This window comes from Streptomyces cavernicola, assembly GCF_029968035.1.
GTDB classification, from domain to species: Bacteria; Actinomycetota; Actinomycetes; order Streptomycetales; family Streptomycetaceae; genus Streptomyces; species Streptomyces cavernicola.
This window is the reverse complement of the sequence record NZ_JASCIQ010000002.1, coordinates 64867-77910: the sequence shown is the minus strand read 5'-3', so window position 1 is coordinate 77910 and position 13044 is coordinate 64867. Positions and strand designations below refer to the sequence as shown.

At 70.7% G+C, this 13044-nt stretch carries 12 protein-coding genes and 3 tRNA genes; 7 read left to right on the top strand and 8 right to left on the bottom strand.

Annotation, left to right across the window (positions count from 1 at the left end; genetic code table 11):
• Positions 1–160 precede the first annotated feature (160 nt).
• Together QIS96_RS02125 and QIS96_RS02120 are read left to right on the top strand one after the other, a co-directional pair.
• Positions 161–1738, top strand: coding sequence for a N,N-dimethylformamidase beta subunit family domain-containing protein (locus QIS96_RS02125; RefSeq protein WP_282540589.1), 1578 nt, complete (start codon positions 161–163; stop codon positions 1736–1738).
• 101 nt (positions 1739–1839) lie between these two features.
• Positions 1840–2736, top strand: coding sequence for a phosphoribosylaminoimidazolesuccinocarboxamide synthase (locus QIS96_RS02120; protein WP_282540588.1), 897 nt, complete (start codon positions 1840–1842; stop codon positions 2734–2736).
• A gap of 47 nt (positions 2737–2783) precedes the next feature.
• Here the strand turns inward: QIS96_RS02120 and QIS96_RS02115 are convergent.
• From QIS96_RS02115 to QIS96_RS02080, 8 genes are all read right to left on the bottom strand, one after another.
• Positions 2784–2859, bottom strand: a tRNA-Gly gene (locus QIS96_RS02115).
• 29 nt (positions 2860–2888) lie between these two features.
• Complete coding sequence (locus QIS96_RS02110; protein ID WP_282540587.1) at positions 2889–3500, bottom strand: response regulator transcription factor; 612 nt, start codon at positions 3498–3500, stop codon at positions 2889–2891.
• Positions 3497–4831, bottom strand: coding sequence for a sensor histidine kinase (locus QIS96_RS02105; protein WP_282540586.1), 1335 nt, complete (start codon positions 4829–4831; stop codon positions 3497–3499). Before QIS96_RS02105 ends, QIS96_RS02110 begins: the two co-directional genes overlap by 4 nt.
• 23 nt (positions 4832–4854) lie before the next feature.
• Positions 4855–5649, bottom strand: coding sequence for an ABC transporter permease (locus QIS96_RS02100; protein ID WP_282540585.1), 795 nt, complete (start codon positions 5647–5649; stop codon positions 4855–4857).
• Positions 5646–6632: an ABC transporter ATP-binding protein gene (locus QIS96_RS02095; RefSeq protein WP_282540584.1), complete on the bottom strand. Its 987-nt coding sequence runs from the start codon at positions 6630–6632 to the stop codon at positions 5646–5648. Before QIS96_RS02095 ends, QIS96_RS02100 begins: the two co-directional genes overlap by 4 nt.
• 130 nt (positions 6633–6762) lie before the next feature.
• A tRNA-Gly gene (locus QIS96_RS02090) sits at positions 6763–6838 on the bottom strand.
• A 79-nt stretch (positions 6839–6917) separates the two neighbouring features.
• Positions 6918–6989, bottom strand: a tRNA-Gly gene (locus QIS96_RS02085).
• Between the two features lie 149 nt (positions 6990–7138).
• Positions 7139–7474 (bottom strand): histone-like nucleoid-structuring protein Lsr2, encoded by a 336-nt coding sequence (locus tag QIS96_RS02080; protein WP_282540837.1) that lies wholly within the window; start codon positions 7472–7474, stop codon positions 7139–7141.
• Between the two features lie 367 nt (positions 7475–7841).
• Here QIS96_RS02080 and purS point away from each other — a divergent pair, with 367 nt between their 5' ends.
• From purS to QIS96_RS02055, 5 genes are all read left to right on the top strand, one after another.
• The gene (purS, locus tag QIS96_RS02075; RefSeq protein ID WP_282540583.1) at positions 7842–8111 is read left to right on the top strand and encodes a phosphoribosylformylglycinamidine synthase subunit PurS; all 270 of its coding nucleotides are present in this window, start codon (positions 7842–7844) and stop codon (positions 8109–8111) included.
• Positions 8108–8797 carry a phosphoribosylformylglycinamidine synthase subunit PurQ gene (purQ, locus tag QIS96_RS02070; RefSeq protein ID WP_282540582.1) on the top strand — a complete coding sequence of 230 codons (690 nt, stop codon included), beginning with the start codon at positions 8108–8110 and terminating at the stop codon, positions 8795–8797. The genes purS and purQ overlap by 4 nt, the downstream gene beginning before the upstream one ends.
• Positions 8794–11043: a phosphoribosylformylglycinamidine synthase subunit PurL gene (gene purL, locus QIS96_RS02065; protein WP_282540581.1), complete on the top strand. Its 2250-nt coding sequence runs from the start codon at positions 8794–8796 to the stop codon at positions 11041–11043. Before purQ ends, purL begins: the two co-directional genes overlap by 4 nt.
• Before the next feature lie 244 nt (positions 11044–11287).
• Positions 11288–12085 (top strand): maleylpyruvate isomerase family mycothiol-dependent enzyme, encoded by a 798-nt coding sequence (locus tag QIS96_RS02060; RefSeq protein ID WP_282540580.1) that lies wholly within the window; start codon positions 11288–11290, stop codon positions 12083–12085.
• Between the two features lie 81 nt (positions 12086–12166).
• Positions 12167–12997, top strand: coding sequence for an META domain-containing protein (locus QIS96_RS02055; protein ID WP_282540579.1), 831 nt, complete (start codon positions 12167–12169; stop codon positions 12995–12997).
• Positions 12998–13044 lie beyond the last annotated feature (47 nt).

Here is a 13044-nt window from a genome sequence, read left to right as displayed (position 1 = left end):
TCCCCTGAGAAACCCTGAAATTCGCGACGAAGGGTGACGGCGTGCATGCGTTATGTGATGTGCTGTGCACGGCCATCCGGACAACAGGCCAGGACCCACACGAAGAGGGCTGAGGCGCACAGACGAGGGCGGGGCACCCGAGAAGCGAGAGAGGGGCGGCATGGGGACGGAACGGGCGGCGCAGCGGCAGGCGTCGCGGACCCGGGGCCCGAAGCGGCCGATCCGGCGCTGGGAGTCCGGCGCCCTCGCGCACGGCGTCACCGACCCCTTCGGCCAGGGCCCGCTGCCCTGGCTGCGCGGCAGCGAGCACTACTTCGACGACACGGGCAAGGTCGTCCCCTGGTACGTAGACCTGGCCCCTGCCGAGGCAGGCGAGGCGCAGCCCACCGAGGCCCGGCCGAGCGCCACCCGAGCCGCCCCCGGGATCCCGCAGCCGCGCACGGGAACGGCGGGCCCCCGCACCGCGGACGACGTGCACCGGCAGATCAAGGGCTTCACGTCGACCGGAGCGGTGGCCCCGGGCGAGGCGATCGACTTCCATGTGACCGTGGACCCGCCACAGGAGTTCGGCGTCGACGTCTACCGCATCGGGCACTACGCGGGCGACGGCGCCGCGAAGATCACCACCAGCCCGCGCCTCTCCGGCATCGTCCAGCCGCCCCCGCTCGCCGCGGACCGCACGGTCTCCTGCCACCACTGGTGGCTCTCCTGGCGCCTGCAGATCCCCAGCTACTGGAACATCGGGGCGTACGTGGCGGTCCTCACCACCGCCGACGGATACCGCTCGCACATCCCGTTCACCGTCCGCGACGACCGCCCGGCCGACCTCCTCCTGCTGCTCCCGGACATCACCTGGCAGGCGTACAACCTGTACCCGGAGGACGGCCGGACCGGTGCCAGCCTCTACCACGCCTGGGACGAGGAGGGCCGGCTGCTCGGCGAGAGCGAAGCGGCGGTCACGGTCTCCTTCGACCGGCCGTACGCGGGCGCGGGCCTCCCCCTGCACGTCGGCCACGCCTACGACTTCATCCGCTGGGCCGAGCGGTACGGCTACGACCTGGCGTACGCCGACGCCCGTGACCTGCACGCGGGCCGCATCGACCCCACGCGCTACCGCGGCCTGGTCTTCCCCGGCCACGACGAGTACTGGTCGGCGCCCATGCGCCGCACCGCCGAGCAGGCCAGGGACGGCGGCACGTCGCTCGTCTTCCTCTCCGCCAACACCATGTACTGGCAAGTGGAGTTGAGCCCTTCCCCGTCCGGCATCCCCGACCGCCTGCTGACCTGCCGCAAACGCCGAGGTCCGGGAAAGGCCGCCCTGTGGCGCGAGGTGGACCGGGCCGAGCAGCAGCTCCTCGGCATCCAGTACGCGGGCCGCGTACCCGAACCGTTCCCGCTGGTCGTGCGCAACGCCGAGCACTGGCTGTGGGAGGCGACCGGGGCGCACGAGGGCGACGAGCTGGACGGCCTGGTCGCCGGCGAGGCCGACCGCTACTACCCGCGGACCGCGCTCCCCGAGCACCGCGGCCGCATCCTCCTCGCCCACTCGCCCTACCAGGACGCGGGCGGCGCCCGCCGCCACCAGGAGACCTCGCTCTACCGCGCCCCCTCCGGCGCCCTGGTCTTCGCCTCCGGCACCTTCGCCTGGTCCCCGGCCCTTGACCGTCCGGGCCACGTCGACCCGCGCATCCAGCGCGCCACGGCCAACCTCCTCGACCGCATCTGCAAACGCGACTGACACCTGCCACCACCCGGCCCCACCCCTGGTCCCCTGGCCGAAAGCAGCCCCCCGCGTACGGGAGAATGCGAAGCACTCAGCCAAAACCACGGGGAGGAACCGTGTCCGGATTCGTTGAAAAGCCCGAGCCCATCGAGGTTCCGGGTCTGGTGCATCTGCACACCGGCAAGGTGCGCGAGCTGTACCAGAACGAGGCGGGCGACCTCGTGATGGTCGCCAGCGACCGTATGTCCGCGTACGACTGGGTGCTGCCCAGCGAGATCCCCGACAAGGGCCGCGTCCTCACACAGCTGTCGCTCTGGTGGTTCGACCAGCTCACCGACCTGGTCCCCAACCACGTGCTCTCCACCGAGCTGCCCGAGGGCGCCCCGGCCGACTGGGCGGGCCGCACGCTGATCTGCAAGTCGCTGCAGATGGTCCCGGTCGAGTGCGTCGCGCGCGGCTACCTGACGGGCTCGGGCCTCGTCGAATACAAGGAGTCCCGCACGGTCTGCGGCCTCGCCCTGCCCGAGGGCCTCGTCGACGGCTCCGAGCTGCCCGCGCCGATCTTCACGCCTGCCACGAAGGCCGAGGTCGGCGAGCACGACGAGAACGTCTCGTACGAGGAAGTGGTCCGCCAGGTCGGCGCCGAGACCGCCGCCCAGCTGCGCCAGACGACCCTCGCCGTCTACGGCCGGGCCCGGGACATCGCCCGCGAGCGCGGCATCCTGCTCGCGGACACCAAGTTCGAGTTCGGCTTCGACGGCACGGAGCTGGTGATCGCCGACGAGGTGCTCACGCCGGACTCCTCGCGCTTCTGGCCGGCCGAGACCTGGGAGCCGGGCCGCGCCCAGCCCTCGTACGACAAGCAGTACGTCCGGGACTGGCTGACCTCGCCGGCCTCCGGCTGGGACCGCAAGAGCGAGCAGCCGCCGCCCGCGCTGCCCGCCGAGGTGGTGGAGCGGACCCGCGCCAAGTACATCGAGGCGTACGAGAAGCTGACCGGCACCCGCTGGTAGGACACACGACGAAGCCCCCGGCGCCGATGGCGCCGGGGGCTTCGATCTGGAGCGGACGACCAGGTTCGAACTGGCGACCTCAACCTTGGCAAGGTTGCGCTCTACCAACTGAGCTACGTCCGCAAGGCGTGCACCGCGTCGGTGCACCTCCACTATAGCCAACCTCGACGGCGTGCGATGCGCACTGCCGCATGACGGTTCTCGGCGGACAGTTTCGAGACGGCCGACGAGAGGTAGTTGCGGACCGTTCCCTGCGACAGGGCGGCCCGCTGCGCGATCTCCGCGACGGGGGCTCCGTCGGCCGCGAGCTCGAGCACTTCGGCCTCCCGCGCGGTCAGCGGAGAGTCCCCCGAGGCGATCGCGTCGGCCGCCAACTCCGGGTCCACATAACGGTTTCCGGCGTGCACGGTGCGGATGATCTCGGCGAGCCGCTGGGCGCTCACCGTCTTCGGGACGAAGCCGCGCACGCCCGCCGCGAGGGCACGCTTGAGGTGTCCGGGACGGCCGTGACTGGTCACGATCATGGTGCGGCAGTCGGGAAGTTCGGACCGTAGCGATGTGGCCACAGTCACACCGTCGGCGCCCGGCATCTGCAGGTCGAGGACCGCGACGTCCGGCCGGTGCGCCCGCGCCATGGCGAGCGCCTCGGGTCCCGAGGCCGCCTCGGCGACCACGCTCAGGTCGTCCTCCAGCGCGAGCAGTGCGGCGAGCGCGCCCCGGATCAGATGCTCGTCGTCGGCGAGGAGTACGCGTACGGCCGTCACCGGTTGTCCTTCCGTGCTGTGCCGACCGGCTCGCCGGCCTGCGACGCCTTGTTCTCTTCTACGGGGTTCTCTTCTGCGGCGTTCTCTGCTGCGGGCTCCGCCTCGGCGCCGGTGGGCAGCGGGACCTCGGCCGTCAGGCGGAAGCGGCCGCCCTGGGCCGGGCCCGCCTCCAGGACGCCGTCCACGCCGGACAGCCGCTCGCGCAGCCCCACGAGGCCCGAGCCGCGTGAGGCGGCGGGCGCGGCCGACGGCCGTACGCCGTCGTTCTCGACCGTCAGGACGGCGGCGGACCCGGCCCCGTCCCGTACGCGCAGGGCGATCGTGCAGCGCTCCGCGTCCCCGTGCCGCAGCACGTTCGTGGCCGCCTCCCTGACGACCCAGCCGAGCGCCGCGTGCACGGCGGACGGCAGGGCGTCCGCGGCCTCCGCGCCGAGTACCCGGCAGTCGATCCCGGCGGCCTTCAACACGCCCTGCGCACCGGCGAGTTCGGCCCCGAGTCCGGCCTCGCGGTAGCCGCGTACGACCTCGCGGACCTCGCGCTGGGACTCCTGGGCGATCCGCTGGACCTCGATCATCTGCTCCACCGCCTCGGGCCGGCCGCGCCGGGCCAGCTGGACGGCGAGCTCGCTCTTGAGGGCGACCACGGCGAGGTTGCGGCCGAGCACGTCGTGCAGATCGCGCCCGAACCGCAGCCGCTCCTCCGCGACGGCGAGGCGGGTCTCGATGTCGCGGGCCTCGCGCAGCTCGTACATCACGCCGAGGACCCAGGCCGAGGCGCGCGCCGTGAGCGCCATCCAGCAGCCCGCGAAGGTCTGCCCGATCAGCGCGGACAGTGTCAGCCCCACGCTCCCGCTGAGCAGCCACACGGCCCCGCAGACCACCGCGGCGATCGCGAGGATCCGGCGGACGGCCGTGCGGGCGGGGACGAGCAGGGCGTACCCGCAGAAGAACGGCAGCGTGGCGCAGCCGAGGGCCGTCGTCAGCATCGGGTACTCGGTCATCCCGCTGATCCGGCCGAGCGCGAGCAGGCCGACGAGCAGGGCCGCGGTGAGCGCGGCACCCACCGCGACCCGGCGCCGGGGCACGTCCTCGACACCCAAGTACTGCAGGAACGCGCCGCGGATCAGCCGGATCGACCACCAGCCCTGGGCGAGCGCGAGCAGCACCACGGCGGCGATCAGGGCGGCCGGGGCGTGCTGCCGGACCGGCCGCGTCACGGACAGGGCGATCATGACGGGGACGGCGACCCAGACGAGCAGGTAGATGGTGCCGCGCGTGTAGAGGTCGACCCGTTCCAGCGCACTGCTCTGCCGCCACTTACCGAACCGCACGCCCACCGTCGCCCACTCCCCGTTCAGTGCCGCGGTTCCCAGCGGAACCACCGCTGTACAGCAAACACCGCGAGCACGACCCAGGCCACCGCCGTGGCGGTCGCGCCGAGCGCCTCGTACGCGGAGAGCTCCCCGGTCCAGCCGCCGCGCACGAGGCGGATCGCGGGGGACAGCGGCAGCAGTTCGAGCACCGAGGCGACGCGGTCGGGGAAGACCTCCAGCGGCACGGTCATGCCGGAGCCGATCATCGAGACGAACATCAGCGGCAGGCTGCTGACCTGCGCGCTCTCCGCGGTACGGCTGAACGCCGCGGTGACGGCCCCGAGCGCGACCATGAGCACGATCCCCAACAGCACGCCCAGGACGGCCAGATGGAGCGCCTCGGGAGCCTCCAGGTCGATGAGCGCCGTGCAGGCGAGCGCCACCACGACGCACTGCGCGATCCCGATGAGCGCGGCGGGCAGCGCGGTCCCGGCGAGGATCTCCCGGTCGAGCAGCTCGCCGGTGCGCAGCCGCTTGAGGACGAGCTCCTCGCGGCGGGCGACGTAGATGTTGACGAGCGCCGCGTACACCGCGAAGAGCATCGCGAACCCGATGCCGGCGCTCAGCATGGCGGTCCCCATGCTGAGCCCGGCCTTCTCCAACATGTCGCCCTTCAGCGTCTGCTGGACGCTCAGCGGCAGCAGCAGCGGCACGACGACCGCGGTGACGAGCATGCCCTTGCTGCGGCCGAGCAGCGTCAACTCGGCCCGCCCCAGGGCCGCGAGGCGCCCTGCGGCGGTCGTGGCGGCTCCTGCGGTGGTGGTCGCTGCGCTCATGCTGCCTTCTCCTTGTCCAGGGCGTCCTGCTGAGGTGCGTCCTGCCGCCGTGCGTCCTCCTGCTTGACGTCCCGAGCGATCCGCAGGAACGCCTCCTCGAGCGAGGCCGACCGCACATCGAGCCCGCGCAGCTCCACGCCCGCGTCCTGCGCCCACAACAGCAGCCGGGTGGCGGTCTGTTGGAGCGCGTCGGTACGGAGCTTCACGGTCCGCCCGGCCGTCTCGTGCGCCGTGACGCCGAGCGGGCCGAGCGGCGGCAGGTCGCCGAGGTGGTGCCCGTCGGGCAGTTCGAAGCTGATCTGCGAGGGCTGCGTGGCGGTGACCTCGGCGGGCGTGCCGCTCACCGCGAGCCGCCCGGCGTGCATGATCGCGAGCCGGTCGGCGAGCGACTCGGCCTCTTCGAGGTAGTGCGTGGTGAGCAGCACGGTGGTGCCGGAGGCGCGAAGCGCCCGCACCAACTCCCAGGTCTCGACGCGTCCTTCGGCGTCGAGTCCGGTGGTGGGTTCGTCGAGGAACAGCACTTCGGGCCGGCCGAGCAGGGCGAGCGCGAGGTCGAGCCGCCGCTTCTCGCCGCCGGACAGCTGCTTGATGCGTACGCGGGAACGGTGGCCGAGGCCCACAAGCTCCAGGGCCTCTCCCGTGGGCCTGGAGCCGCTGGTGCACCCGGCCCACATCCGGACCGCCTCGCCGACGGTCAGCTCGGAGGGGAATCCGCCCTCCTGCAGCATCACGCCGATCCGCGGCCGTACGAGGCTCCGCTCGGCGTACGGGTCGTGCCCGAGCACCCGCACCCGTCCCCCGGTGGGCCTGGCCAGTCCTTCGAGCACTTCGACGGTGGAGGTCTTGCCCGCGCCGTTGGTGCCGAGCAGGGCGAAGAGCTCGCCGCGGCCGACGGCGAAGGAGATTCCCCGTACGGCCTCGAAACCGCCCCCGTACACGCGCCGCAGATCGGTGACTTCGATCACGTGGTCATCGGTGTTCATGTGATCCAGCTTTTCCCGGCCGGCGGGCGGGCGGCAGTGCGCGCTGTCATGAGCGGGCATGACAAATGTCAGAGAGCCGCCGGGGTGCATACGCCGAAGGCCCCGGTCCAGTGGACCGGGGCCTTCGATATGGAGCGAACGACGAGGTTCGAACTCGCGACCTCAACCTTGGCAAGGTTGCGCTCTACCAACTGAGCTACGTTCGCATTGCCTCCGACCGGCTCTCACCGATCGGCGCGAGCACCAGAGTACCTGATCCACCGGAGTGGTTGGTAACCGATGCAGAGCGGGTGACAGGAATTGCACACTGCGCCTCCCTCTTGGAAAGAGGGTGTTCTGCTACTGAACTACACCCGCGCGTTCTCCGTGGAGTCCGGCCTCTCGGCCTCGCCCCGCGGCGCGCTCCAGACTTTAGCCGACCTGCAGGGGTGTTGTGCAAGTCGGCTGTCGCGGCGGCCTCTTGGAGCACCGCCGCGAGCGCCGCCGCAGCGGCCGTGCGGCGACGGTCAGTTGGCGGCCTCGAACGCCTCGTAGACCTTCTTGGGGATCCGCCCGCGGGCCGGGACCTCCATCTTGTGCGATCGGGCCCAGGCGCGGACCGCGGCCGGGTCGGCGGTCACCGCGGTGTGCTTGAACTCCTTGCCCGGCTTGCCGGCCCGGCTCGTCCGCGACTGCTTGCGGCCCGCCTGCAGGTAGGGGGCGAGCACCTTGCGCAGTTTCTTGGCATTGGCTTGATTGAGGTCGATCTCGTACGACTTGCCGTCGAGACCGAAGGCGACCGTTTCCGCCGCTTCTCCGCCGTCGATGTCGTCAAAGAGAGTGACCACGACACGTTGCGCCACGAATATCGGTCCCTTCATGCGGACTCACCGCGCTGACATGCGGCGATGGCCGACTGCTGTTCGGCTGTGTTGCGGCTCTTCCTCGGACGATTTCCGGGTGGAGTGCCGACTGTCCCGAGTTATTGCCATTTCCTTTGTACAGGTCTTGGCAATGCATTGGGAAGTCCGACTGAATACGTCAGCGTGTCCGTGTGCAATGGGTGTGGCAATGCCTGCACGGAATTTTCCCTGGATTTTCCCCGGTGGGCGTCCGATGTCTCCCTAAAGTGACGGCCATCACGTAGGACTCTACGAATCTATGCGCGTAGAAATTTCCGTCGGATACGCTGAAGGAACCGTTCTCACGCACCACACACCGGGAGTGCCAGTGGCACGCGTCGTAGTCGACGTCATGCTCAAGCCCGAGATCCTCGACCCCCAGGGACAGGCGGTGCAGCGTGCACTGCCGCGCCTGGGATTCCAGGGCATCGCGGACGTACGTCAAGGAAAGCGCTTCGAGCTCGAAGTCGAAGGGCCGGTCGACGAGGCCGCCCTCGCCCGTATCCACGAGATGGCCGAGACGTTCCTCGCCAACACCGTCATCGAGGACTTCGTCGTCAAGGTCGAAGAACCCGCCACGGCTGGGGAGTCGAAGTGACTGCTCGTATCGGAGTCGTCACTTTTCCCGGCACACTCGACGACCGTGACACGCAGCGCGCGGTCCGTGTCGCCGGCGCGGAAGCGGTGCCGCTGTGGCACCGCGACAAGGACCTGAAGCAGGTCGACGCCGTGGTCCTTCCCGGCGGTTTCTCCTACGGCGACTATCTGCGGGCCGGGGCGATCTCCCGGTTCTCGCCGGTCATGGAGACGATCATCGAGCAGGCCAAGGGCGGAATGCCGGTTCTGGGCATTTGCAATGGCTTTCAGGTGCTGACAGAAACGCACTTGCTGCCCGGCGCGATGCTGCGGAACAACCACCTGCACTTCGTCTGCCGCGACCAGAAGCTGCGGGTCGAGACCGACAAGACCGCCTGGACCTCCGACTACTCGGCCGGCCAGGAGATCTCCGTACCGCTGAAGAACATCGACGGCCGGTACGTCGCCGACGAGCGCACCCTGGACATGCTCGAGGCCGAGGGCCGCGTCGCCTTCCGTTACCTCGACGTGAACCCGAACGGCTCGCTCCGTGACATCGCCGGCATCAGCAACGAGGCGGGCAACGTCGTCGGTCTGATGCCGCACCCCGAGCACGCCGTCGAGCCGCTGGTCGGCACCGGCCGCACCGACGGGCTCGGCTTCTTCACCTCGATCCTGAAGAACCTCCTCAAGGGGGCCAACGCATGACGCTCGACACGGTCAAGCACGCCGCCGAGACCCCCGAGTCCGCGCAGCCCTGGAAGGAACTCGGCCTCAAGCAGGACGAGTACGAGCGCATCCGCGAGATCCTCGACCGCCGTCCCACCGGCGCCGAGCTCGCCATGTACTCGGTGATGTGGTCCGAGCACTGCTCGTACAAGTCCTCCAAGGTGCACCTCAAGCAGTTCGGCGAGAAGGCGCCCGAGAACGACGCGCTGCTCGTCGGCATCGGCGAGAACGCCGGTGTGGTCGACGTCGGCCAGGGCTACGCGGTCACCTTCAAGGTGGAGTCGCACAACCACCCCTCGTACATCGAGCCGTACCAGGGCGCCGCGACCGGCGTCGGCGGCATCGTGCGCGACATCCTCGCGATGGGCGCGCGCCCGGTCGCCGTCATGGACCCGCTGCGCTTCGGCGCCGCGGACCACCCCGACACCAAGCGCGTCCTGCCGGGCGTCGTCGCGGGCATCGGCGGCTACGGCAACTGCCTGGGCCTGCCCAACATCGGCGGCGAGGTCGTCTTCGACCCCTGCTACCAGGGCAACCCGCTGGTCAACGCGCTCTGCGTGGGCGTCATGAAGCACGAGGACATCCACCTCGCCAAGGCTTCCGGCGCCGGCAACAAGGTCATCCTGTACGGCGCCCGCACGGGCGGCGACGGCATCGGCGGCGTCTCCGTGCTCGCCTCCGAGACCTTCGACTCGACCGGTCCGTCCCGGCGCCCGGCCGTCCAGGTCGGCGACCCGTTCCAGGAGAAGCTGCTCATCGAGTGCACCCTGGAGATCTTCCGCGAGGACCTCGTCGCGGGCATCCAGGACCTCGGTGGCGCCGGACTCTCCTGCGCCACCAGCGAGTTGGCCTCGGCCGGCTCCGGTGGCATGCGGGTCGAGCTGGACACCGTGCCGCTGCGCGACGCGACGCTCTCGCCTGAGGAGATCCTCATGAGCGAGTCGCAGGAACGCATGTGCGCGGTCGTCGAGCCCGGCAACGTGGACCGCTTCCTGGAGATCTGCGAGAAGTGGGACGTCATCGCCACCGTCATCGGTGAGGTGACCGAGGGCGAGCGCCTGGAGATCTTCTGGCACGGCGAGCAGATCGTCGACGTACCGCCGCGGTCCGTGGCCCACGAGGGCCCGACGTACCACCGGCCGTACGCCCGCCCCGAGTGGCAGGACGCGCTGCAGGCCGACGACGCCAACAAGCTGGCCCGGCCGGCCAACGCGGACGAGCTGCGCGAGCAGATCCTCAAGCTGGTGGCCTCCCCGAACCAGGCCTCCAAGGCGTGGATCACCGACCAGTACGACCGTTTCGTGCAGGGCAACACGGTCCTCGCGCAGCCGGAGGACTCCGGCATGGTGCGGATCGACGAGGAGACCAACCTCGGCGTGGCCGTCTCCACGGACGGCAACGGGCGGTACGCGAAGCTCGACCCGTACACGGGCGCGCAGCTGGCGCTCGCCGAGTCGTACCGCAACGTGGCCGCCTCCGGCGCCAAGCCGCTCGCGATCTCCGACTGCCTGAACTTCGGCTCCCCCGAGGACCCGGGCGTCATGTGGCAGTTCGCCGAGGCCACGCGCGGCCTCGCGGACGCCTGCCAGATCCTCGGCACCCCGGTGACCGGCGGCAACGTCTCGCTCTACAACCAGACCGGGGACACGGCGATCCACCCGACGCCCGTCGTCGCGGTGCTCGGTGTGATCGACGACGTGACCCGTCGTACGCCGATCGCCTTCGCCGAGGAGGGCCAGCTGCTCTACCTCCTGGGCGAGACCCGCGAGGAGTTCGGCGGCTCGGCCTGGTCGCAGGTCGTCCACGACCACCTCGGCGGTCTGCCCCCGCAGGTCGACCTGGAGCGGGAGCGGCTGCTCGCCGAGATCCTGATCTCCGGCTCGCGCGACGGCATGATCGACGCCGCGCACGACCTGTCCGACGGCGGTGTCGTGCAGGCGGTCGTCGAGTCCTGCCTGCGCGGCGGTCGCGGTGCGCGGCTCGTCGTGCCCGACGGCCTGGACGCGTTCACGTTCCTGCTCTCCGAGTCCGCGGGCCGCGCGATCGTCGCGGTGCCGCGCAGCGAGGAGCTCCGGTTCACGGACATGTGCGGGGCGCGCGGGCTTCCGGCCACGAGGATCGGCGTCATCGACGGCGACGCCGTGGAGGTGCAGGGCGAGTTCAGCATCCCGCTGAGCGAGCTGCGCACGGCCCACGAGGAGACGGTCCCGGGCCTGCTGGCCTGAGGTTCCTCCTCCCGTACGTCTCGTATGTACGCGGCTTCGGCCCCGCCCGGGTGTTCTGGCGGGGCCGAAGTGCGTTCCTGGGTGCGGTTTCGTCGCAGGGTGCGGGCCGGTGGTCCGTCCTCGCGCAGTTCCCCGCGCCCCTGAGCGATGCGGCTGCGCCGCCGCTCATCGGGCCGCACCCGGCGACGAAACAGCAACCCCCGCGGCGAGACCCGTTGTCGTACCCCAGACGTAGGGTTCCCGCATGCCGCCTGCGAAGAAGCGTCCGCGTACGTACGACCCGAAGAAGACCGCCGCAGCCGTCCGGGCCCAGTTCGCCGCCGTACGGGAAGCCGCGAAGGAGCTCACGTCCGAGCAGCTGGCGAGCCCCACGCACCTGCACCCCTGGACCGTGCGCGAGCTTCTGGTGCACATCGACATGGCCGTGTCCGCGGTGGTCCGGCACATCGACGACGTCGAGCCGCCCAAGGCCGAACTGCCGCTCCTGGACTGGCCGGCCGGCACCGCCAGGTTCGCCGGTGCGCTGGCCGACGTGGTGCCGGAGATGGCCGCGCGGGCCCCGGAGCAGCTGGACGAGCTGTTCGAGCGGACCCTGGCCGACTTCGACGACCGCCTCGCCACGGCCGACCCGCACCGCACGGTCGCGACACGGATCGGCACCATGTACCTCAACGACTTCCTGGTGACGCGCACGGTCGAACTCGTCACCCACACCGACGACTTGAACCGGGCGACCGGCATCGACGTGCCGATGGACCGCCAGGCCCTGGCCGCCTGCACCCGGTTCCTCGCGGACGCGCTCGCCGCGAAGGCCCCCGGCGGTGCGACGGAGGTGCGGATCCCGCCGTACGCCGTGGTGCAGTGCGTCGAGGGCCCGCGGCACACCCGCGGCACCCCGCCCAACGTGGTGGAGACGGACCCGCTGACCTGGGTCCGGCTCGCCACGGGACGTACGGACTGGGCCACCGCGCTCGACGAGGCGAAGGTCTCGGCCGGCGGCGAGCGGGCCGACCTCTCGGCGCTCCTGCCGGTCATGAGCTGAGCTCGGGCCGGAGCGATTGTCGGGGAGAGGTGACCGGAAAAAGAACGGAACCGATTCCCCCACCTCCTCCGTCACATCGGCATGCACACCCAGCGAAAGACCCTCAGCACCGTCGGAGCCGTCAGTGCCGTAGCGGCCTTGGGGCTGCTCACGGCCTGCGGCGCCGACAAGACCAGCGCCGGCGACGCCCCGGCCGAACCCAGCGTGCCCGTGACCGGCACGCACTGGACCGTGGACAGCGTCACGGCCGGCGGCAAGAAGATCGACGCCCCGGGCACCAAGGCCCATGTCGCCTTCGACAAGAAGGGCCGGGCCACGGGCAACTTCGGGTGCAACGGCTTCGGCGGCACCGCCTCGGTGAAGGGCGACACCATCACCGTCGACAAGATCGCCAAGACGGAGATGTCCTGCGGCGACGAGATCGACAAGCTGGAGACCACCCTGACCGAGGCCCTCAAGGGCAAGCTCAAGGCCTCCGTGAAGGGCGACAAGCTGACCCTGACCACGGCCAAGGGCGACTCGATCACGCTCACCTCCGAACCGCCCGCCGAGCTGGCCGGCACGAAGTGGCTGCTGAAGGCGGTCGTCGAGAAGGAGGTCGCGACCTCCCTGCCGGAGAGCGCGAGCAAGGCCGACAAGGCCCACCTGATCTTCGACGAGAAGGCCGGCACGGTCCACGGCAACCTCGGCTGCAACGAGGTCAACGCCAAGGCCACGGTCACCGACGGCAAGATCGAGCTCGGCACCCCGCGCCTCACCCGCAAGATGTGCGACGGCGAGGTCATGAAGGCCGAGCAGAACCTGGCGAAGCTCTTCGGCTCGACGGTGACGTACGAGATCGACCACCGCACCCTGCACCTCACCGGCAAGGACGGCCTCGGCCTCAACGCGGAGGCGGCCGCGAAGAAGTGAGAGAAGGGCCGGGGCCGGGGGCGCGCAAACCCCCCGGCCACCGCCCC